The sequence below is a fragment of the Pseudomonas sp. 43mfcvi1.1 genome (genome assembly GCF_900115935.1).
GTDB lineage: Bacteria > Pseudomonadota > Gammaproteobacteria > Pseudomonadales > Pseudomonadaceae > Aquipseudomonas > Aquipseudomonas bijieensis.
Genome location: NZ_UETT01000007.1, coordinates 176521 through 198374 on the forward strand (window position 1 = coordinate 176521; position 21854 = coordinate 198374).

The 21854-nt window shown below is 62.6% G+C and carries 19 protein-coding genes; 9 read left to right on the forward strand and 10 right to left on the reverse strand.

Translation table 11 applies throughout. The features are described from left to right. Nucleotides 1–4: 4 nt before the first annotated feature. Nucleotides 5–1348 (reverse strand): CDP-diacylglycerol--serine O-phosphatidyltransferase, encoded by a 1344-nt coding sequence (gene pssA / locus DTP52_RS15510; protein WP_109754138.1) that lies wholly within the window; start codon nt 1346–1348, stop codon nt 5–7. 121 nt (nt 1349–1469) lie between these two features. On the opposite strand from pssA, the gene DTP52_RS15515 reads away from it, so the two are divergent. From DTP52_RS15515 to DTP52_RS15530, 3 genes are all read left to right on the forward strand, one after another. Continuing rightward, nucleotides 1470–2048, forward strand: coding sequence for a TetR/AcrR family transcriptional regulator (locus DTP52_RS15515; RefSeq protein WP_109754139.1), 579 nt, complete (start codon nt 1470–1472; stop codon nt 2046–2048). 48 nt (nt 2049–2096) lie between these two features. Further along, entirely contained in the window at nt 2097–2576 is a 480-nt protein-coding gene (locus DTP52_RS15520; protein WP_109754140.1) for a nuclear transport factor 2 family protein, read from the forward strand. Between the two features lie 313 nt (nt 2577–2889). Continuing rightward, nucleotides 2890–3291 (forward strand): hypothetical protein, encoded by a 402-nt coding sequence (locus tag DTP52_RS15530; protein WP_003202036.1) that lies wholly within the window; start codon nt 2890–2892, stop codon nt 3289–3291. A gap of 36 nt (nt 3292–3327) precedes the next feature. Here the strand turns inward: DTP52_RS15530 and DTP52_RS15535 are convergent, their stop codons facing one another. From DTP52_RS15535 to DTP52_RS15550, 4 genes are all read right to left on the reverse strand, one after another. Further along, nucleotides 3328–5751 (reverse strand): TonB-dependent receptor, encoded by a 2424-nt coding sequence (locus DTP52_RS15535; protein WP_109754141.1) that lies wholly within the window; start codon nt 5749–5751, stop codon nt 3328–3330. 67 nt (nt 5752–5818) lie between these two features. Continuing rightward, nucleotides 5819–6763: a FecR domain-containing protein gene (locus tag DTP52_RS15540; protein ID WP_109754142.1), complete on the reverse strand. Its 945-nt coding sequence runs from the start codon at nt 6761–6763 to the stop codon at nt 5819–5821. Beyond that, complete coding sequence (locus DTP52_RS15545; protein ID WP_109754143.1) at nt 6763–7272, reverse strand: sigma-70 family RNA polymerase sigma factor; 510 nt, start codon at nt 7270–7272, stop codon at nt 6763–6765. Before DTP52_RS15545 ends, DTP52_RS15540 begins: the two co-directional genes overlap by 1 nt. Before the next feature lie 165 nt (nt 7273–7437). Beyond that, nucleotides 7438–7959, reverse strand: a complete 522-nt coding sequence (locus DTP52_RS15550; protein WP_109754144.1) for an SgcJ/EcaC family oxidoreductase — start codon at nt 7957–7959, stop codon at nt 7438–7440. 173 nt (nt 7960–8132) lie between these two features. Here DTP52_RS15550 and DTP52_RS15555 point away from each other — a divergent pair, with 173 nt between their 5' ends. From DTP52_RS15555 to DTP52_RS15575, 5 genes are read left to right on the forward strand one after another with little or no spacing between them, the layout of a single operon-like run. Continuing rightward, nucleotides 8133–9317 carry a sensor histidine kinase gene (locus DTP52_RS15555; RefSeq protein ID WP_109754145.1) on the forward strand — a complete coding sequence of 395 codons (1185 nt, stop codon included), beginning with the start codon at nt 8133–8135 and terminating at the stop codon, nt 9315–9317. After that, on the forward strand, nt 9314–9982 hold the full coding sequence (locus DTP52_RS15560; RefSeq protein WP_109754146.1) for a response regulator transcription factor: 669 nt from the start codon (nt 9314–9316) through the stop codon (nt 9980–9982). The genes DTP52_RS15555 and DTP52_RS15560 overlap by 4 nt, the downstream gene beginning before the upstream one ends. After that, nucleotides 9979–12291, forward strand: a complete 2313-nt coding sequence (locus DTP52_RS15565; RefSeq protein ID WP_109754279.1) for an ATP-binding protein — start codon at nt 9979–9981, stop codon at nt 12289–12291. Before DTP52_RS15560 ends, DTP52_RS15565 begins: the two co-directional genes overlap by 4 nt. Continuing rightward, nucleotides 12288–12755, forward strand: coding sequence for a response regulator (locus DTP52_RS15570; protein WP_109754147.1), 468 nt, complete (start codon nt 12288–12290; stop codon nt 12753–12755). Before DTP52_RS15565 ends, DTP52_RS15570 begins: the two co-directional genes overlap by 4 nt. Nucleotides 12756–12784: 29 nt before the next feature. Further along, entirely contained in the window at nt 12785–13681 is an 897-nt protein-coding gene (locus DTP52_RS15575; RefSeq protein ID WP_109754148.1) for a helix-turn-helix domain-containing protein, read from the forward strand. Nucleotides 13682–13765: 84 nt separating this feature from the next. Here the strand turns inward: DTP52_RS15575 and DTP52_RS15580 are convergent, their stop codons facing one another. The 5 genes from DTP52_RS15580 to DTP52_RS15600 form a co-directional block, all read right to left on the reverse strand. Further along, nucleotides 13766–14584, reverse strand: coding sequence for an energy transducer TonB (locus DTP52_RS15580; protein WP_109754149.1), 819 nt, complete (start codon nt 14582–14584; stop codon nt 13766–13768). Further along, complete coding sequence (gene tolR, locus DTP52_RS15585) at nt 14581–15027, reverse strand: protein TolR (RefSeq protein ID WP_109754150.1); 447 nt, start codon at nt 15025–15027, stop codon at nt 14581–14583. The genes DTP52_RS15580 and tolR overlap by 4 nt, the downstream gene beginning before the upstream one ends. Before the next feature lie 13 nt (nt 15028–15040). Beyond that, complete coding sequence (gene tolQ, locus DTP52_RS15590; RefSeq protein ID WP_109754151.1) at nt 15041–15748, reverse strand: protein TolQ; 708 nt, start codon at nt 15746–15748, stop codon at nt 15041–15043. Nucleotides 15749–15812: 64 nt separating this feature from the next. Next, the gene (locus tag DTP52_RS15595; protein ID WP_371925594.1) at nt 15813–17729 is read right to left on the reverse strand and encodes a phytase; all 1917 of its coding nucleotides are present in this window, start codon (nt 17727–17729) and stop codon (nt 15813–15815) included. Nucleotides 17730–17934: 205 nt separating this feature from the next. After that, the gene (locus tag DTP52_RS15600) at nt 17935–20457 is read right to left on the reverse strand and encodes a TonB-dependent receptor (protein WP_109754153.1); all 2523 of its coding nucleotides are present in this window, start codon (nt 20455–20457) and stop codon (nt 17935–17937) included. 473 nt (nt 20458–20930) lie between these two features. Here DTP52_RS15600 and DTP52_RS15605 point away from each other — a divergent pair, with 473 nt between their 5' ends. After that, nucleotides 20931–21845, forward strand: coding sequence for a GGDEF domain-containing protein (locus DTP52_RS15605; RefSeq protein ID WP_109754154.1), 915 nt, complete (start codon nt 20931–20933; stop codon nt 21843–21845). The last annotated feature ends 9 nt before the right edge of the window (nt 21846–21854 follow it).

Genomic DNA, 21854 nt, shown 5'->3' on the forward strand with positions numbered 1-21854 from the left:
GCGTTCACAGGATCCGGTAAAGCAGCCGTTCTATCCGCACCCGGCTGACCCGTTTCAAGAACCTGGCCACAGCCTCGGGGTAATCCGGCAAGGTTTCCAGGTCCAGGTAACGTCCGATCCGCTGGGTGTGGCGGTAGATCCGCTCCAGCTCGGCCTGGCGCGGCGCAAGCAACTCGCCCTTGGGGTCGTCCAGCAACAGCGCGTTTTCCAGGTCCAGGCGAAACGCCCGTGGGTTGAGGTTATTGCCAGTCAGCAAGGTGTAGCGCTCGTCGATCCACATGCCCTTGAGGTGATAGGTGTTATCCCCGTCACGCCATAGGTGCAGGTTCAACTGGCCGCTGTCGATCGCGCGCTGATGCCGCTTGGCGAAGCGCCGCAGGCTGATTTCGTAGAGGTAGGGCAACGCCGCGATGATCTTGAACGGCTCGCTTGGCGGAATGTAGAAGTCGTTGGCAGTCTTGTCGCCGACGATGATGTCGATCCTGACCCCGCGGGCCAGGGCGCGGTTGAGCTCCCGGGTCACCGCCAGGGGCAGGTTGAAATACGGGGTGCAGATGGTCAGTTGCTGGCGGCTGCTGGCGATCAGTTCACCGATCACCCGGCTCAGTGGATTGTTCTTGCCTACCCCCAACAACGGGCTTACCGACAGGCCGCTCTTGTCGAGACTGCCAACGCTGGTGTCATACGTCGCGTACTTGAGGCGACTGCGCAGGTCGCCGATGTCCTTGCGCAAACTGCGGGTGCTGGGCAGGTTCGGCAGGTCCAGGCGATGCACGGCCCTGGAGGTGATCAGGCCGTGCTGCACCAGGTGGTGCATCGAATCGGCCAGTGCGGTGTTCTGCAGCAGGTGATAGCGGTCATAGCGGTATTTGTCGAACTTGTGCAGGTAGACGTTATTCAGGCTGGCGCCGCTGTAGAGCACACAGTCGTCAATCACGAAGCCTTTCAAGTGCAGCACGCCGAACAGCTCGCGGGTTTGCACCGGCACGCCGTAGATCGGCACTTCGCTGGCATGGGTACGGGTCTGCTCCTGGTACCACGCCGAGTTGCCCGGCTGCTTCTTGGCACCGATCAGTCCACGCTGGGCCCGCAGCCAGTCCACCACCACGACCACGTCCAGTTCCGGACGCGCCGCTTTGGCGGCATGCAGGGCATCGAGGACTTCCTGGCCGGCCTCGTCCTCTTGCAGGTACAAGGCGACGATGTAGATGCGTTGGGTGGCCTGGGCGATTTTCTCCAGCAGGCAACGGCGGAATTGGGCGGCGCCATCGAGGATGGTCACCGCGTCGGCGGTCAGTGCAAAGCTGCGCAGCTTGGGCAGCAGGGAGCGTTTGAAAAGCGACGGCATAGGGCTCGCAAAAGGTCGATTCCGAAGAACGGATGAGCTTACACCATGGATGGGTTTGGGTCTTCCTGTCCTCAAGAAAAAAAGACTTGACCAAGGAGAATGATCATTCTACTTTTGTTCCATGAATGAAATTACTGGAAATGAAACACGAGACATCATTCTCGATGTCGCCGAAAAGTTGATCTATAAAAGTGGCATCGCCGCCACCGGCATGGACCTTCTGGTGAAAACCGCCGGCGTCTCCAGGAAAAGTGTCTATCGCTACTTCGCCAACAAGGACGACCTGATCGTGGCCGCCCTCAAGCGACGGGACGAACGCTGGATGCATTGGTTCAGCTCCGAGGTGGACAAGGCGCCGACCCCGGCTGCACGGCTGCTCAACCTGTTCACCGTGCTCAAGGGCTGGTTCGACAGCGAAGGTTTTCGCGGCTGCGCGTTCATCAATACCAGCGGCGAAACCGGCGATCCGCTGGATCCGGTCCGCCAAGTGGCGAAGATGCACAAACAGAAATTGCTCGATTACGTGACCCGGCTGTGCGTCGAACAAGGTGTCGAGAACCCGGATGCGCTGGCCCGCCAGCTGCTGATTCTGATTGACGGTGCCATTACCGTGGCCCTGGTCATGGGCGACCATAGCGCGGCTGACCACGCCCAGGACATGCTGAAAATGTTGCTGCCTGTTGAGATACCCCACGTTTGATCCATTGAACCACCGTGCTATTCGTCAATGACCCACTGGAGATCTGCCATGTCTGCTGCTTCTGAAGTTCGTCCGCCTTTACCACCGTTTACCCGTGAATCGGCGATCGAGAAAGTTCGCCTGGCCGAAGACGGCTGGAACTCTCGGGACCCACAAAAAGTATCCCTGGCCTACACGCTGGATACCCAGTGGCGTAACCGCGCCGAGTTCGCCCATAGCCGCGAGGAAGCCAAGGCGTTCCTGACCCGCAAGTGGGCCAAGGAGCTGGATTACCGGCTGATCAAGGAACTCTGGGCCTTCACCGATAACCGCATCGCCGTGCGCTATGCCTACGAATGGCACGACGACTCGGGCAACTGGTTCCGCTCCTACGGCAACGAGAACTGGGAGTTCGACGAGCAAGGCCTGATGTACAACCGCTACGCCTGCATCAACGACATGCCGATCAAGGAAAGCGAGCGCAAGTTCCACTGGCCGCTGGGCCGCCGGCCGGACGATCATCCGGGGCTGTCCGAGTTGGGGTTGTAATTGCCTCGACTGACCCATCGCTATCGCGAGCAGGCTCGCTCCCACATTTGGATTCCAGCGAACACACCTGTTGTGTCCGACTTGGATTCCCAGTGGGAGCGAGCCTGCTCGCGATGACGGACTGACATTCAACATCGAGGCTGACTGTTGCACCGCTATCGCGAGCAAGCTCCCACAATAAAGCGGTGGGGTACACAGCAGCGCCAGACAAGCGGCCCCTCCAACAGGCTTGACCCGCCTGCCGCCAGGCATCACATTGCCTGGGCCGGCGATAAGCTGGCTGTTTCATCGTGCAGCAGATTTTGTGGAGCCCATGACCGCGTCGATCCCGATCCGTCCCCCCTGCCCGCCTGGTGTCTGTGATTGCGGCCGTGATGCGTTGCTACAAGCGCCGGGCAGCGACCTGCGCATCCTTTGCCTGAATCGCCAGGAAGAAAAACGCCTGCTTGAGCGCCTGGAGAACATCCAGAGCCTCGACGAACTCCAGCGCCTGCAACAACGCTTGTACGAAAACCTGGGGATCCGCCTGAGCGTCGAGCCCGGCTACAACGAAGTACGGACCATGCGCGGTATCGCCATCGAATTCCAGGACCAGCCAGGGCTGTGTCGCAAGATTCGTCAATCGATTCCCGCCGCCATCCGCCGAGGGCTGGAAAAACGTCCCGAGATTGCCTGGCGACTGCTGGATGCCCACGATCTGTTTCGCGATATCTGAACCCAGCCAGCTCCGTCCCTGGAGCGCCCCATCAGTTTAGAAATCAACCGTCGCGGACAGCAGGTAGGTGCGCGGCGTCGACAGCGTCAAGCCGGGCTCACTGTCATCCGACGCGCCGGCCGAACTCCAATAGCGCTTGTCTGCCACGTTTTCGATGTTGGCCCGCAAGGTGATGTTCTTTTCATCGACCTTGAACCCGTAGCGGGCGCCCACGTCGAAGCGTTCCCAGGAATCGATTTGCTTGGTGTTGGACTGGTCCAGGTATTGTGAACTGGAGTAGATGCCGCGGGTGGTCAGGGTCAGACCCTGGACGGTCGGCACATCCCACTCGGCGCCCAGGTTGACGTTGTACTCCGGTGTCGCAGGCGCCCGATTACCATCGAAGGTCCCACCGGTGGTGTTGGTCAACTTACTGTCGATGTACATGACCCCGCCGAGCAACCGGGTGCCCTTGACAGGTTCACCAAACACATTGAGTTCCACGCCAGTGTTTTCACGCTTGCCATTCGGGCCGAAAACACGCGTCGTGGCGTCGGTGGCGTAGGCAGGCTGCTTGATCCGGAACACGGCAGCGGTGACGGCGAGCGCTCCAGCGTCATACTTGGCGCCCACTTCGACCTGGCGACTGACGAACGGCGGGAAGATCTCATCTTCGTTCACCGACGTCGACGGCGCGATCTTGCCTTGGCTCAGGCCTTCCATGTAGTTGGCATACAGGGACAATCTATCGGTGGCCTTGAACAGGATGCCACCCGACGGCGAGACCTTTTCCTCATCGTAGGCAGTGGGACCTTTGACACCGTCCGACCAGTCGTCAACCTCTACTCGCTGCCAGCGGGTGCCAAGGGTCAGCAGCAGTCGATCATCGAACAAGCCCAAGGTGTCGGACAACGCCAAGCCGCTGAAGTGGTTTTCGGTGTAGACCTTGGGATCCTGTCGCGTTGGGTTGCCTGGCGTCGATGTTTCAACCGGGTCATACAGGTTACTGCGGCCGTTGGCATAGCGCGCACCGCCGTTTGTGAAATCCATGTAGAAATAGCTCGCCGCCAGGTTGACCTCATGGCTCACCGGACCGGTATGGAACCAGTTGCGTACGCCCGCATTGGCCGTCTGGACGTTTTCATCCCGGGTAAAGTCCCGGGGAGAAACGGTGAAGTCACCCGCATCATTGGTGACCGAAACGGCATGCCGGAGGAAATCATGATTGCTTTTGCGCGCCCCCACACCGCCGTACAGCATGACCGAATCGTTGACATCGTACTCGGCGTTCACTGTACCGAAGGTGTCCACGGTCCGTGCCTTGCTCCAGGCTTGCGCATAGTTGCGGCGAACATCGCTGGCATGGGGAACCTGGGCGTTGGCGCCGACCTGCACGCGCTCCTGGGGTGCGTCGGTATCGCGTTCGGTGTGACCGATGTCCGTCGAGAGGCGCAGGCGCTCACCGCGAAAATCCAGGCCCAGCACCGCCATCTCGCGGTCCACGCTCTGGTGGTCCCATTCGGTGTCGCCCGCCTGCTTCACGCCATTGAAACGAATACCGAACTTGTTGTCTTCACCAAAGCGCCGCCCGACATCCACGGCACCACCAAGTTGGTTGTTGGAGGCATAGTTGCCGGTGAACGAGGTGATGGGTTTATCGGTCGCGCGCTTGGGCACCACGTTGATCCCACCACCCACGCTGCCCCGTGGCGAAATGCCGTTGATGAGCTGACTCGGGCCCTTGAGGATATCGACGCGCTCGGCCATCTCCATGTCGATCGTGTATGTCGGCAGGACGCCGTAGAGACCGTTGTACGCGACGTCACTGTTGAACAGGCTGAAACCGCGAATGGTGAATTGCTCATAGCGCCCGCCCGCCGGGTTGGTAGCGCGGACCGAGGGGTCGCTGGCGATCAGGTCACCCAAGGTACGCGCTTGCTGGTTCTTGACCGCCGCGCTGGTGTAGGTGGTCATGCTGAACGGCGTTTCCATGAAGTCCCGCGAGCCCAGCAAGCCTTGCGAACCACGACGAGCAACCTGACCGCCGGCATACGCCGGGCTGTCCTCCGAAGCCGTGGCGCCGAGAATCGAGGTAGGTGCCAGTTGCAGGCTGCCGCCTTCCGGCACCGGGGTCAGGATATAGGCCTGCTCACCCACCGCTTGCAGTTGCAGGCCCGAACCCCGCAACAGTCGGGCAAACCCCTCCTCTACCCCAAACTCACCCGAAAGCCCGGCGCTGTCCCGACCACTCACCAAGGCCGGATCCACCGAAAGGTTGACCCCGGCCAATCCGGCGAACCGGGTCAACGCCGCGCCGAGGCTGCCGGCCGGCACTTGATAGCTGCGCCGGGCAGCCTCGTCGGCCAGGCTCGATGAGATAAAGAACGGGCTGGTGCTCAGGCTCAGCATGAGGCTCAGGTTCAACAGCGGACGCCAGCCGGCAAGGGCCGGGCGAAAACGCAAAAGTGCAACTGCGGACATTGGAAAGCGCTCTCATTTTTGTTCAGTTGCCTTGAATGACAAGCGAGACAAAAAAAGGGGACAGGCGTCAGGCGATATTTTTGCGAAGCGTCAACGTGACCCAGTAGCGCGTGCGCATGTGCACATCCAGCGGCAGGCTGGCGGCAAGCAGCGCGAGGATTCGATCGGTGTTGTCCAGGCGGAAACTGCCCGTGACTCGCAGGGATTCGAGGCTTTCGTCCCAACGCAACACGCCGGGACGGTAGCGGTCCAGTTCTCGCAGGAAATGCCCCAGCGGCTGATCCTGGGCAACCAATACGCCGTCACGCCAACCCAGCTGTGCCACGTCGAACGCTCTCACTGGCCCCGCACCCGAGGCCTGGAAGTTGACCTGCTGGCCCGCTTCCAGTCCAAGCAATGGCCCGCGCAGTGGGTGCAGTTGCGCCGAGCCGCTGACCACCGACACCCGGCAATCGCGCTCGCCCAGGTACACGCAGACTTCGCCACCACTGATCGTGACGAGCCCATAGGGGGACTGAACGGACAGCGGCGTGCTCCCGGCGAGCTTGAGGGCCATCTCGCCACGTACCAGCACCAGGCGGCGCGCCTTGAGGTCCAGGTCAACGGCGCTGTCGGTGTTCAGTTGCAGCACACTGCCATCGACCAGCGACCAGCGCCGTTGCTCACCCGTGGCGGTGTGCAAGTCAGCGCGCCAGGCCTCCAGCGGCAGCTCTCGCCCCAGCAGCCAAGCGGTCGGGACCAATGCAGCGACGCCCAATGCACGCTTGAGCACTTCGCGTCGGGCCAGCGCCGGACGGTCCAGGGTTGCCATGCCCAGGGACGCGGGCACCCCGGCGAAACGCTGGCGCAATCGCTGGGCCTTCTGCCAGGCCGCTTCGTGATGAGCGCTGCTGTCGCGCCAGCGTTGCAGGGCCGCCGAATCGAACGCGGTGCCGTCAGACTCCATCAGGGTCAACCAGCGAGCGGCCGCCCGCGCCGCTTCACGGGCTTCGGGCGAAGGTGCCGAGCGCATCAGAAATCCACCAGCAGGCAGTGCTCATAGGCCTGGGCCATGTAGCGTTTTACGGTGCGTTCGGACACTTGCAGGCGTTCGGCGATCTCGCGATAACCCAGGCCTTCAAGCTGGCTCCAGAGAAAAGCCCGCCGTACCAAGGGCGCCAGGCCATCAAGCAATTCGTCCAGGGCTTGCAGGGTTTCCAGCAGCAGCCAACGTTGTTCCGGTGACGGTGCGCAGGCTTCAGGCAGGCTTGCCAGGGCGTCGAGATACGCCTGTTCCAGGTTTCGCCGGGTGTAGAAGTTGCTCAGCAGGCGTTTGCCAACGGTCAGCAGATATGCCCGGGGCTCTTGCAGGTCAGCCAATGGCCGGGAACTGGCAAGAACCCTCAGGAACGTATCCTGGCGCAGGTCCGCCGCATCCCAGGCATTGCCCATGCGCCGGCGCAACCAGCCTTCCAGCCAACTACCGTGGTCACGGTATAAAGCATGGAGGGAATGCTCCGTCGGCGTAGCTGCATCACACATGTCCAGAAGCCTGCGCAAAGTCTTAAATGAGACTCATTCTAATTAATGTTCGCGCGTTAATCCAAGCTCTTTATACAAAGTGTGTCTAATAACCGTTCGGAAAAACCCTGCCTGTGTGAGCGAGCAAGCTCGCTCACACAGGCAGGTCTTTTGCAGGCAGCGTTATCAGTGACTGGCGTGCAGGGTCTTCGGCACCTCAGGCATGGCCGATGAGTGATGGTTGATGATCTTCCACTGGCCGTCGAGACGCTCATAGAGGAAGGTGTAGCGCGCCTGGACCTCGCGCTTGGAACCGTCGGCCTGGGTGAGCGTGAAGGTATAGACGCCACTGTCCATCGCCGCATCGGGTCCCAGATGGCGGATTTCCCGGTAGTTGATTTGCCCGACCGGTTTGCCTGCCAGGAAATGCTCGAAGTAATCCTGGATCTGCGCCGGCGTGTTGCGCACCTTGTTGGAAACAGTCGGTTGCAAAATCGCATCCGGGGCGTAGAGGCCGGTCACGGCGCTGGCGCTACCGGTTTGCAGCGCGGCGTTCCAGCGATCGAACAGTGCCGCGATCTCCCGGTCATTCACATTCTTGGGCTGCTCGGCCACCGTGCGATACACGTAGGGCGTAGCCTCGAGAGCCTGGACCAGCGGCGAAGCCAGCAGGAATAAAGCAGCGATGGCGCAGGTTTTCATTTTCATCAAAGCGTTCCTTTGGGTTTCAATGAGCCCACTTTGCCGGCCTTCCCGGCCTTCGCCATCGGCCAACCGGTGCCAATCGCCTATGCCGTTCGGCAGATAGGCCCGGTGCCGGTGACACGTTCTAATGACGCCACCGCGAACCGGACCGGTCCTCTTCAACGCTGGAGCTACTCATGCAAAGCCCACCCCATGACCCCGGCAGTGCCCTGGCCATTCGCAGCCAGTATCGCCAGTCGCAAAGCCGTGCAGCACGCCTGGGCCTGCTGCTGGGCGCCGGCCATGAACTGACGCAGTTGCCCTTGTCGGCCATGCGTCAACGTGCGCTGCAACGGGCGTGCGCGTTCATGGCCATGGATCATGGCCTGTTGTTGGAGTGGGCGCCGGGCCACCCGCTGCGCACCCTCGCCAGCCACGGCAGCGCGGAACGACTTGAGCTGCTCGCTAACCTGGCCCAGCCGCAAACGCCCGGTCCACAATGGCTCGAATTGCCCGGCAGCGCCCTGCCCCAGGTCTTGCGGGTGCCGTTGCGTGCCTCTGACGGCGTGGCGTTCGGGGCTTTGCTGCTGGGCAACAGCGTGGCTCTCGGCGCGCCGGACAACGAAGACATCGAATCGCTGCAATTGCTCGCGACGCTGTTGGCGGCGCACCTGGAGAACAGCCGCTTGCTCGAAGCGCTCCAGGCCCGCGAGCGCACCATGTCCGAGCTGGTCCACCGCTTGTTCAGCGCCCAGGAAGACGAACGCAAGCGTGTGGCCTACGACCTGCACGATGGCCTGGCGCAGAACCTCGCCGGTTTGCACCAGCGCTTGCAGGGCTTCGCCGGTCGCTGCCCGTCGCTACCGCCGGCCCTGGCGAGCGAGTTGCAAAGCATCCTCGAGCTGGCCCAGGGCTGCGTCGGCGAAGGCCGGCAGTTGATCGGCGGCCTGCGCCCCCACGTATTGGATGATTTCGGCCTGTACAAAGCCGTCGACAAGGAGGCCGATCGCCTGCGTGACGCGGGCCTGACGGTGACCTGGGCCGAGCACAGCACCGCACGCCTGCCGGGCAACACCGAGATCGCCCTGTTTCGCATTGCACAGGAAGGCATCAACAACATTCTCAAGCACGCCCAGGCCCGCCACGTGCGCTTGGGCTTGGCGGTGGAAGACGGGCACGCTCGCCTGCGCGTGGAGGACGATGGCCGCGGCTTTGCCCTCGAGCAACCCATCGAGACTAACGGCAGCTGCCATTTGGGGCTGGCCGCCATGCAGGAGCGCGCCCATTTGCTGGACGGCCACCTGAGCTGTTGCAGCCAGCCCGGCGACGGCACCCGACTACTGGCCAGCGTGCCACTACCGGCTCACGGAGGACACCCATGAACCAACCTTTGCGCCTGCTGCTGGCCGACGACCACGAAGTCACTCGCACCGGTTTTATCAGCATGCTCGCCGGCAGCCCGGGATTCGAGGTTGTCGGCCAGGCCCGCGACGGCCAGGAAGCCCTCGACCTGTGCGATCGGCTGAAACCGGACATCGCGATTCTCGACATCCGCATGCCCGTCCTCAACGGCCTGGGCGCGGCGCGGATCCTGCAGCAGCGCCAGCCGGAGGTCAAAGTGATTATCTTCACCATGGATGACAGTCCCGACCACCTCGAAGCCGCCATCGGTGCAGGCGCGGTCGGCTATCTCCTCAAGGACGCCAGCCGCGATGAAGTGCTCGACGCCCTCAAACGGGTTGCCCAGGGCGAAGAGGCGCTGAACAGTTCGGTCAGCGCGCGCCTATTGCGCCGTATGGCCGAGCGTGGTGCGAACGGCGCCACTCAAGTCCAGGCCCTGACCGCCCGGGAGCGCCAGGTATTGGGGCTGGTGGCCGGCGGTTTCAGCAACCGTGAAATCGGCGAAAAACTGGGCATCGCGCCCGGCACGGCCAAAGCCCACGTAGAGCGGGTCATTGGCAAGCTGGGCGCCGCCGATCGCACCCAGGCCGCCGTGCGCGGCGTTGCCCTGGGCCTGGTGGCGCAACCCGCCGGGCAATGGCCATGAGGTTTCTCGCCGCCCGCCGCTGGGCCGACTTGCCGTTGCGAGGCAAGGCCCTGGTGGTGATTTCCTTGCCCCTGGTGGTCCTGCTGCTGTCGCTGGTGCTGATCTACATCACCGAACGCCAGACTGCCCGGGCCGAAGAGGATGTGCGCCGGGTGCTGCTGGTCCAGGGTGATATCCAGACAGTCCATACCCTGCTGGCCGAGGCTGCGGCCAGCGTGCGGGGTTACCTGCTGACCCGGCGCGAAGATTTCCTGCCCAGCTACGAACAGGCCACCCCGCTGATCCATGCCGCGTTGCAGCGCCTGGACCACAACATTCGCGATGCCAGGATGCGTGAACACCTCCAGACCATCACCCCGCTGATCGCCGACAAACTCGACGGCTTGCTCGCCTTGCGCAACGGCAAGCGCGACGACCCCGAGGCCATCACCGCGATCCTGATCGAAAACAAGCAGGTGCTGGACGTGCTACGCGAGCAGATCAGCGCCATGCGCATTCGCGAAGATGCCCTGCTCGCCGACCGCAGCGCCGCCGCCTCGGCCACGCGCATGCGCCTGTTGTTCGCCACGTTGCTGGCGGCGGTGTGTGGACTGCTGGGGGCCATTGTCGCGGTGCTGTTCCTGTCCAAGGGCATTGTCGCCCGGGTCCAGCAGGTCCAAGGCAACGCCCAGCGCCTGGCCTTGGGCCAACCCTTGTTGCCGCAACCGCCAGAGCAGGACGAAATCGGCCAACTCGGTACCCGTCTCGTAGAAGCCGGACAATTGCTTGCCGAACGCGAGCGGGCCCTGCGCGACAACGAGGAGCGCTTGCGGCTGATCATCGATGGCGTGAAGGACTACGGGATCTTCGCACTCGATGCCCAAGGCTATGTCACCACCTGGAACGCTGGCGCCGAACGGATCAAGGGCTACACCGAGCAGGAGATCATCGGTCGGCACTTTTCCCTGTTCTATTTGGCCGAGGAATGCCCGGCGCACCCGGACATGGCCCTGCGCGAAGCCACCCGCGACGGTCATTACATGGAAGAAGGCTGGCGTTGCCGCAAGGACGGCAGCCGCTTCTGGGCCAGCGTGGTCATCACTGCCCAATACGATGGCACTGGCGCCCTGCGCGGCTTTTCCAAGATCACCCGCGACATCACCGACCGCCGCGCTGCCGAGATCGCCCTGAGCACCGCCCGCGAAGAAGCCGAGAGCGCCAGCCGGGCCAAGAGCGAGTTTCTTTCTCGCATGAGCCACGAATTGCGCACGCCATTGAACGCTATCCTGGGTTTCGCTCAATTGCTGGACATGGACTCCACGGCCGGCCAACGCCCCCAGGTCAGCCATATCCTGCGGGCTGGCCAGCATTTGCTGGCGTTGATCAACGAGGTGCTGGACATTGCCCGGATCGAGGCCGGTCGCCTGCCGCTGAACATCGAGCCGATCGCCCTGTCGACGGTGCTGCACGAAGCCCTGACCTTGGTTTCACCGATGGCCGCCGACGCCGGGATCCACTTGGCCGAGCTGCCACCGCTGGCGGATGGCTGCGGCGTGCTCGCTGACCGTCAGCGCCTGGTGCAGGTGTTGCTCAACCTGCTGTCCAACGCCATCAAGTACAACCGGCCCGGCGGCGAGGTGCGCATCGAAGTCAGCGTCCAGGCCCATCAGGTGAGCATTGCCGTCAACGACACCGGCCATGGCATTGCCCCGGAACAGCTGGACCAACTGTTCAAGCCCTTCGAACGCCTGGGCGCCGATCCCCAGGTCGAAGGCACCGGCCTGGGGTTGTCCTTGAGCAAGAGCCTGCTGGAAATGATGCAGGGCAACCTGCAGGTCCACAGCGAGCCCGGACACGGCTGTTGTTTCACCCTGCAACTGCCGGGTACCGAGGTGGTTGGCGCGCATCTGCCGCCCATTGCCGCGCTGGCGGTGACGCGTGCCCCCGTGGACTATCACGGCAAAGTCCTGTGCATCGAAGACAACCTGTCGAGCCTTGCGCTGATCGAAACCCTCATGCAGCGCCGTCCCGGCATTCAACTATTGTCGAGCATGCAAGGCCAGATGGGCCTGGACCTCGCCCGCCAGCACACTCCGCAACTGATCCTGCTGGATGTCAGCCTGCCGGACCTCGAAGGCCTGGAAGTCTTGCGACGCCTGCGCCAATCCCCGACCACGGCGACCATACCCGTGCTGATGATCACCGCCGATGCCAGCGACCTGACCCACCGCGCCCTTCACGAGGCCGGTGCCACGGCGATCCTGACCAAACCTATTCATATCCAGGCCTTCCTGGGCCATCTTGAGCACTATCTACCGGAGCCCGCATGAATCGCGACTTGCGCATTCTGATCGTCGACGATCAACGCCCCAACCTGGACCTGATGGAACAACTGCTGGCCCGCGAAGGGCTGCACAATGTGCTGAGCAGCACCGAACCTTTGCGTACGCTCGACCTGTTCAACAGCTTCGAGCCGGACCTGGTCATCCTCGACCTGCACATGCCGGCGTTCGACGGCTTTGCCGTGCTGGAGCAACTCAACCGGCGCATTCCGGCCAACGACTACCTGCCCATCCTGGTGCTGACCGCCGACGCGACCCGTGACACCCGCCTGCGGGCCCTGGCCCTCGGTGCGCGGGATTTCATCAGCAAACCCCTGGACGCACTGGAAACCATGCTGCGCATCTGGAACCTGCTGGAAACCCGGGCGCTCTATAAGGCGTTGCGCGAGTTGATTCCGTCTCAATCCATCGAACTGTTGCGCCAACACCGTCCTACCGCCGACCCGGCTTGACCCGGGGGCTCTCACGAGGCCATCGAAGCATGGAAGTCACCGAACGAACATCGGCAACCGGCCTGCAGGCACACATACGCGGCGAGCGTCTGGCGACGTCCGATGGCGTATCGGCCAAAGACATCCTGGTCGAGATCTTTGTCCGTGAGCGCAGCGAAGCACACATCGTCGTGCCGGCGGTGGCCGAGCCGTTGCTCGTCTGGGTGTTGTCCGGGGAAGCCATCGTCGAGGAGCGCATCGCCAACCAGGACTGGGAAGCGAATAGCGTGCGCAGCGCGGATTTCTTCCTGACCACATCCCCGGTGCCTTACGAGATGCGCTGGCAAGTCACCAGCCACGAACCGTTCGTGGTCATGCATGTGTACCTGGGGTTGGCATTGCTGGAGCGCGCCATTGCCGAAGCCGGCGGCAGCGGTGCGGTCCAGTTGCGAGAAGTCTCTGGCGGACGGGATGAAGCACTTTCAGCCTTGCTCGAACCGATTCGGGCAGAGTTGACCCGGCGCGGTGAAACCAGTGCCTTGCTGATCCAGGGCATGGCGCAATGCGTAGCGGTGCACTTGGCACGGCATTACCTGGATGCCGATGCCGACGACATGTCCGGACGTAACGCCCTGCCCGCCTTCAAGCTCAAGCGGGTTATCGAACTGATGGAACAGCGCCTGGCCGAACCCTTCTGCCTCGGTGACCTGGCCCAGGCCATCGGCCTGAGCGAATACCACTTCAGCCGCCTGTTCAAGCGCGCCACCGGGCGTTCGCCCTCGCAGTACTTCATCCAGCTGAGAATGGCCCGGGCCCGGCAACTGCTGATGGAAACCGAGCGCAGCGTCATCGATATCGGCCTGGAGGTCGGGTATGGCAGCGCCAGCCACTTCTCCCAGATCTTCCGCCGCGAAGTGGGCGTGGCGCCGAGTCATTACCGCAAGTAAAGGCCTGATGGCGCCATAGTGAGGTTCTGGCGGTGTCGGGAACGATCGAACGGCCGCACAGGTACTTTCTACCAAGCATGCATTTCATTTGATCCGGTAGTGAAAGGTATTGCGCACCGCCGGCACCGTCACCGCCTTGCCATCAATGATTCGCGGTTGATAACGAAACGTCTGGGCGGCGGCCAGGGATGGCCGGATGAACAGGGGGTGGCAACCCTCGATGACCTTGGGGTTATCGATCCTCCCATCCGGCATCACGCTGTATTCCACGGTGCAATCGCCTTCCAGTCCCTTGTCCAGGGCGCGTTGCGGATAATCCGGGGCTTGCTTGCTCAGGGGTTGATAACTGCGGCTGTCGGCGGCAGCCTGGCGTGCCTGCTCGGCAAGGCGTTGCTGGGCAAGCTCTTGTGCCTGCCGGGCCTGACGCTGTTGCTCGGCGACCTGCTGTTCGGCGTCTTGCCGGCGTCGTTCGTTTGCCTGGCGCTCGCGCTGCTGTTGGGCCTGTTGCTCGCGCTTCTGCTCCTCGACCCGTTTACGGGCCAGGGCCGCCTGTTCCAGTTTCTGCGCCTGGATTCGCGGGTCCACGACCGGCTTGGCAGGAACGGGACGAGGCGCATCAATGGGTGGCGGTGTGGATTCGACCAATGGCGCGGCGACAGGGATGACAGGGGCCGGGGCCGGCGCTTCGGGCACCGGAGCCGGCGGCAACATCACCAGTTGCGTGCGCAACACCCGGGGCGTCTCGACGGTCGGCTTCTCCACGTTCCAGCCCAACACCAATAACAGCGCCACGCCAGCGTGCAGGGCCACGGCGAGCCCGGCCGCCAGGCTGTTTTTCCAAACGCCGTGGCGGTTCAGCGTCGGCGTACTCAAGGAGGCACTGTGCATGATCATCGTCGTCATTGCGGCGCCTCGGTCACCAGCCCGAGATTGCTCACGCCACCCTGCTGCAACGCAGCCATGGCCGCGACGACCCGGCCATAATCGGCATGCTCGTCGGCGCGGATGTACACCTGGGTATCGCTGCGCTCGGCCACGACCTGCGCCACCTTGGCGCGCATCTGCTCCAGGTCCACGGCGCTGTCGGTCTGGTGGCGTGTGTCCAGCTCACCGCCCAGGTTCCAGTAGTAACCGCCCTCGGCCTTTACCGACAGGGTGAGAATTTGCTGGCGGCTATCGTTGGCCAGTGCCTCGCTGGCGACCTTGGGCAGTTCGATCTTCACCCCCTGGGTCAGCATCGGCGCGGTGACCATGAAAATCACCAGCAGCACCAACATCACGTCGATGTACGGCACCACGTTCATTTCGGCCTTGGGACCGTGCTTGCGTTGTGGCTTGACGAGCATCTGCCCTCTCCTTTCAAGCGGCCGAGGCCAGGTTCACCGGGGCACCGTGCAGCTTGCGGTGCAGACGCGCCTGCAGCTCGTTGCCGAAAGCGTAGTAACGGGTCAGCAACGTCTGGCCGCGGGCCGCAAAACGGTTATAGGCAATCACCGCCGGAATCGCTGCGAACAAGCCGATGGCCGTGGCGATCAAGGCTTCGGCAATGCCCGGCGCCACGGTGGAAAGGCTGGCCTGCTGCACCTGGGACAGGCCAAGAAAGGCATTCATGATCCCCCAGACGGTGCCAAACAAACCGATGTAAGGGCTGACCGAACCAACGGTGGCGAGAAACTGCAAACCTTTCTCCAACTGCACTTCCTGTTCGCTGATCGCCACCTGCAGCGAACGCTCGACGCCTTCGAGCACCACCTCGGGCGTGCTCGAAGGCTGGTTGAGCTGAGTGAAAGCCAACAGCCCCGCCTGGAAAATCGGTGTGACGCCGCCGTCTTCTTCGCGCACTTGTGCGTGCTCCCTATACAGGGGCAACAGATCCTGGGTGCTGCGAAAACGCTGCATGAAACCGTTGAACTGGCGCTCGTTGCGTTGCAACACGGCGCTGCGCTGGATGATCAGGTACCAGCTCAATAGCGAGGCCAGCAGCAACGTGAGCATGACTGCCTTGACCAGCAGACTCGCGTCGCTGATCAGGCCCCAGATCGTCATGTGTTCCAAAGTGGCTTGCATGGTTGAAACTCCTGTCTGGCGGTTATTCGATGAAATGTTCGTGACCGGTTGATGACAACGCCGCTCAAGGCAGGCGTAGCGCTTTCGCCACGTCGGCCCAGGGCACGAACTTGAAGTTCTGGGCCTGCTCGGGCATGCGCTTGCGGCCGTCCTGGACTACCAGCATTCCCTGGCTCCAAGGCCCGCCGAGGTTCACCGAGGTCACCTCCAGGCCATCGGTTTCCGATGCCCCGTCGATGCCTGCGGCGGCGTTCAGGCCGACCCGGAACGCACCCCGCACGGCATAAGGCGGCTGGGCATCGAGCACTAGGTAGCTGTCGTTGCCCTGGCTGGAGATCACCAGGTAGTCGCGGCCCCCGGCCTGGTACAAGGCCATGCCCTCGACGTCGGCGTGCAACGTCTGGCCGACCTCGATCACACGGCTCAACGTGGCGGGTTGCTCGGCCCGGGCATCCACCGCCCAGACGCCCACATCCTCTTCACCGAGAAACAGACGCTGGCGCTGCTCATCGGCCACGCAACCTTCAGGCTGGCTGTCGACGCTGAACTGGCGCACCAACTGGCCTTTCACCACGCCATCCGGCGCGCTCAGGCGGTACTGCACGAAGCGCCCGTCCTTGCCGTTGGCAAAGGCATACAGCTCACCTTCGGCTGGTTGGAACAGGCAGATACCGTAGATTTCCTTCAGTGACGTCGTAATCTCGCCCGCTTCGCGCAACTCGCCACTGGTGCGGTCGATGCTGAACAGGCTCAAGCTGTTGCGATCACGATTGCTGGCCACGGCCAGGTCGACGGTTTGCGTGCCCAGCTTGAAGTTCGCCCGCACATCGACGTTATTCAGGCGTCCGACCGGCAGCTCCTGCAACAACTTGCCGCGCAGATCGTAGGCCAGCAGGCCTTGCTTCTTGTTGGTGCCCAGCACTCGGCTCAGCCCGGGCGTCGTCGGATGAACCCAGATCGCCGGGTCATCGGCTGCATCGCCCTGGCGGGCCACTGGCTCGCTCTGGACGATGGCGGCGACACTCGGCAGGACCGGCGGCAAAGGCACTGGCGTGGGTTTCCAACTGATTTCGCCTTGGTATAGGTGACCGTTGTCATCGTCGCGCAGCAGCACTTCAATGCCACTTTTCGTCAACCGCGCCGCGAGGTTTTCCGGCTCCTTCAAGCCCGCCAACGGCAGATTGGCTTTGGCGCTCCAACCCTCTCCCTGCTGCTGATACACATGCAGTTGCGCCGCTTCCGGGTCCAGCCCCAACAGGCCTCCCGGCAACACGGCCATGGCCCCGGCGCTTTGCCTGAGGTCGCCGAACGGTGCGCGCATCGCCACGGGCACCCGCACGGTCTCGGCCTCAGAGGATGCCGGATAGGCCCACCAACCCACCCGTTCCTCGTTGACGAACAATTGATTGACGCTGTCCTGCACCTGGCAGGTCTTGGCATCCGGCGGCAATGGCAGGCCGCGCACCCGTTGCGCGCTGTCGCTCAGGCGCTCGCCATTGCCCACCAGCCATTGCTCGCCCTTGCCCTCCTCGCCGACCAGGAACACAAACAGGTTGCTCGCCCCGTCGCGATAAAGGCACAGGCCGTTGACCGGGAAATCTCGCACGGGCAGGTACAACGGCGTATCCCACTGACGGTTTTGTGGATCGAGGCTAACGATCAGGGCTTGCTGGCGCATGCTGTCGAGGCTGGCGACCAACACGTTCGCGCCCTGGGCACGGCTATCGACACCTTCGAAGCTGCCCTTCAGGCGCGTCAGTTCGCGACCCTGGGCATCAAGCAAGAACAAGCCCTCGCGGGCACTGGCCAGTCGCTCGGTCGTCGAAGGGCCGGGCAGGAATGCCAGAGCGTTGATCGACAGTTGCTCGGCTTGAGACCAGGATTGCAGTTTTAGCCTGGGCGCTGGGGCGGCCGCCAGGGCGGCGGCGGATGCCAGGCTGATCGCCGTCGCCAGTAGGTAGCGCTTGGGTAAGAAAAACATCGTCTTCAACGGGAAAATCCTTGTCATTCAGTCAGACTCAAACGGGCTTGTTGCTCACTTCTATTGCCAGGGAGTTCATCTGTGGGAGCAAAGCTTGCTCGCGATGCAGGCGCCTCGGTTTCCGGGAGACCCGTGTCGTCTTCGTCGCGAGCAAGCTTTGCTCCCACAGCCAAATCCTATTGCCACAAGTGATCAGGCTCGCGATTCAGAAATGGGTAAAGGTCAGCCCCAGCTTGTAGGTCGGGCCGTACTCTTCGTACTGGCCGTTGTAGGAGCGATGGCCGGTGTAGACGAAATACGGCTCGTCGGTAAGGTTCTGGGCTTCCAGGCTGACTTGCAGGTTCTTGGTCAGCGAATAGCGCGCGCTGAAATCGACGAAGGTCTGGGCGTCGACGTGCAGGTCATGGTCGCGGTCGCTGATGGACGCCAGCTCGAACAGGTACGCTGACTTGTAGTTGGCCGACAGCCGCAGGCTCAGCTTGTCGTTTTCCCAACCCAACATCAGGTTGCCGACCGTGTCCGACTGGTTCGGCAGGTCGATGCTGCGCTTGCGCTGGGTACCACTGGCCTGGTCGAAGCCTTCGATTTCGGCATCCGAACGGCTGAAGGTGGTGTTGGCCCCCAACAGCAAGCCGTTCCAAGGCGCCGGCAGCCAGTCGAATTTTTGCGAGTAGGCCAGCTCCAGGCCATAGAGTTTGGCGCTGTCGCCGTTGGCGTAGCTGTGGGCTTCGGCGAAATCGGTCCAGGCGCCCGTGCCGGCCAGGTCGGTGTTGTAGACGAAGTTCTTGATGTCCTTGTAGAACACGAAGGCCGAGACCGTGCCGGCGTGGCCCATGAAGTGCTCGATGCCCAGGTCCAGGTTGCTCGATTCCAGCGGCTTGAGGTCCGGGTTGCCGAATGTCGCCTCGTCATCGTCGATGACAAAACCCGGCGCCAATTGCCCGAAGGTCGGACGCACCACGGATTTGGTCCACGCCGCACGCACCTGGGTGTTCTTGTCCAATTGGTAGCGTGCATGCAGGCCCGGCAACCAGTGGTGATACTTGCGACGGGTCTCGGTATCGGTGAATACGCCGTCGGTGGCGCCGGTGCCCTTGGCCTCGAACTCGGTGCCTTCGTAGCGCATGCCGGCGATGAAACGCCAGTCATCGATGTCGACGGTATTCATCAGGTACGCGGCGTTGATGTCCTCGCTCATCTTGAAGTCGTTGACGCGCGACTCCTGCTCGTCGAAAAAGTCATCGCGATTGAGGCCGCCGATCAACTGCTTGATGGCATCGGCGCTGATGCCCGGGCCGAAGCGACCGAGGCGGTAGTCCACATTGCCTTTCTGGAACTGCCCCAGGTTCAACTGCTCGTCGGTGAAACCCAGGTCGTCGAAATCCTCGTAGACCCAGGCGTCCAGGTCGTTGTCCTTGTTCCGTCGACTGACTTTGCCGCCGAATTTGACTTGGGACGCATAGCCGCGCAAGTCGTAGTCCCGGGCCAGGTCCAGACGCAGGTTTTTCTCGGTGTCGGTGGTCTTCTGCTGTTCCCAGTCCACCTTGTCGAGGCTGAAGTTGGCCGGATCGTAGAACCCTGAGCCGATAATCGGCCGGGGCTTGTCGTTGTCGTAGAAACCGCCATTGAAACCATCGATGCCTTCGAAGGTGGCGCCGGCAATGTGGCCGGGGCTGTCTTCGCTCGATTGGCTGTAGCCGCCCTGGCCACTCAAGGTCCAGAGACCGAACAGGCGCTCACCGCCGAGTACGTAGGATTGGATCTCCTGGGTTTCTTCACGTTGCTTGAGTTTGCGCTGGCCCTCGGCATCACCCAGTTCACCGGCAGCCTGCGGGTCTTCAAAGGCGATGCTGGTGGAGTTGCGGATTTCGCTGTCCTTGTAGCGGCTGTACAACGTGCGCAGGTAATAGCTGCTGGAGTCATCGGGCTTGTAGTCGAAGTTCAGCCCGCCACCGGCCCGCTCGCGACGAATGTCGTAGTCGCGCTGTTCGAACTCTTCGAGGCGTGAGCCTTGCTCGAAATCCCAGGCACCGCCGGTTTCGACGTTGTCCGAGCCGAAGTCACGCTTCTGCCAGCTCAGCGCCGCGGCCACGCCGAAGTTATCGATGCCGTCGCCGAGGCTGAAGCGATCGCTGATGGCACCGGAGAATTTCGGGCTGGTCTGGCCGGTGTTCTTGTCATAGCTGGCTTCGCTGCTGCCGGTATAGAACAGACCCTTGTGGTCGAAGGCCGAGAGACTTTTGACGTCCACCGTACCGCCCAGGGAATTGGCGTCCATGTCCGGTGTCAGGGTCTTGATCACCGACAAGGATTGCACCAGCTCCGAGGGCAGTACATCCAGGGCAACGGCCCGCCGCTCGCTTTCCGGGGCCGGCACCAGCGTACCGTTGATGGTCACGCTGTTGAGGTCCGGCCCCAGGCCGCGCACGCTGACAAACCGACCTTCGCCCTGGTCGCGCTCGACGCTGACCCCGGGCAGGCGCTGCACGGCTTCGGCGACGTTTTCATCCGGCAATTGCGCCACGCCGTCGGCATGCACGACGCTCTTGATGCTGTCGGCGCTGCGCTGCTCCTTGAGGGCCTGGTCGATGCTGGCGGCCTGGCCAACCACTTCGACGTGTTCCGTGGCCGCCTGCTCGGCGGCGCTCAAACGCTCACTGGCAATGGCCATCGCCAATGCGGTGAACGTGAAACCGACGAACCCGGCAGTGCTGGTGCGGTGGTGCATGGTGGTCCTCCCCCAGGAATCCGAACTTCCGCCAGGCAATGACCCGGCAACTGGGAGGGCACGCTAGGGGTGGGGAATGACGGTTCTGTGACAGGGCTTGGCCGTGGAGGCTGGAATAGGCTGATTTAGGCGGGCTGGCGAGTCGGAATGAGCTGAAATGACCTGTTTTACAGACTCAGAGAATCTGAAGGGCGAAGGAATTTGGCGAAACGTCGCACCGCTGCGGGAGCAAAGCTTGCTCGCGATGCAGGCGCCTCGACTCCCTGAAAAACCGCCTCGTCTTCGTCGCGAGCAAGCTTTGCTCCCACAAAATCCGCTCGCCACAATGAGATAGGTGGCGATGTTATGAATGAAAAGTTCAGACAACCGATGAGCTGATTCGACCTCCCCCATCCATTCATCCACCGTCACCGCGCTGTCACATTCATCTGCTGTGCTGGGCCGCATTCCGCTTCTGGCAAAGGACTCCGGCCATGTTCTCCGTGCTCCGCCCGCACCGCCTCAAACTCGCCCTGTTCCTGCTGGCGGCCAACCTCGGGTTGATCCTGCATTTGGCCAGCGGCGAACTCAAACCCATCGCCGAATGGGTCTGGCTGGACATCCTCGGTGAAGGTGGCTCGGCGCTGCTGGCGCTGGTCTGGCTGGGGCTGGTGCTCAAAAGCCGGCCGGCCGGGCGGGTCACCAATTACCTGGTCCTGGGCCTGGGCTGCATCTTCTTTTCCTGGTGGATCGACAGCCTCGATGAATTCATCCGCCTGCCCGCCAGCATCACCTGGGATCACTGGCTCGAATCCGGGCCCATGCCGGTGGGCATGATCCTGCTGACCCTCGGTATCTATCACTGGCACCGTGAACAATTGGCGATCAATGGGCAGATGGAGAAGCGCGAGCGTCTGTTCCGTGAGCACCGTTTGTTCGACAAACTCACGCCGTTGGGTGGCGCCGACTTTCTCAAGCACGAACTGTCCGCCAGCCTGGAAGACACACGCCGCCGTCAGCAACCGCTGTCGCTGCTGGCACTGGACCTGGACAACTTCACCGCCATCAACCAGCGTTTCGGCCACGGCGAAGGCGATGCGGTGCTCCAGGCCGTCAGCCAATTGCTGGTATTGAACCTGCGGCGCCAGGACTTGCTGTGCCGCCTGGCCGGCGATCGTTTCGTAGTGCTGCTGCCTGATACCGGCGAGAGCCAGGCCCGACGCCTGGCCCTGGAGCTGGAAATATCGGTGCGCAGCCTGGCCCACAAGACCCGGCAACACGGAGAACGCTTGCAACTGGTCGCCAGCACGGCGGTGGTGATGGCGTTCGACGAATCCGCCGACGCCTTGCTCAAACGCCTGAACCTGGCGCTGGCACAGTCCCGCACCACGTTGGCGAAAAGCGCCTGAGGCCGTGCC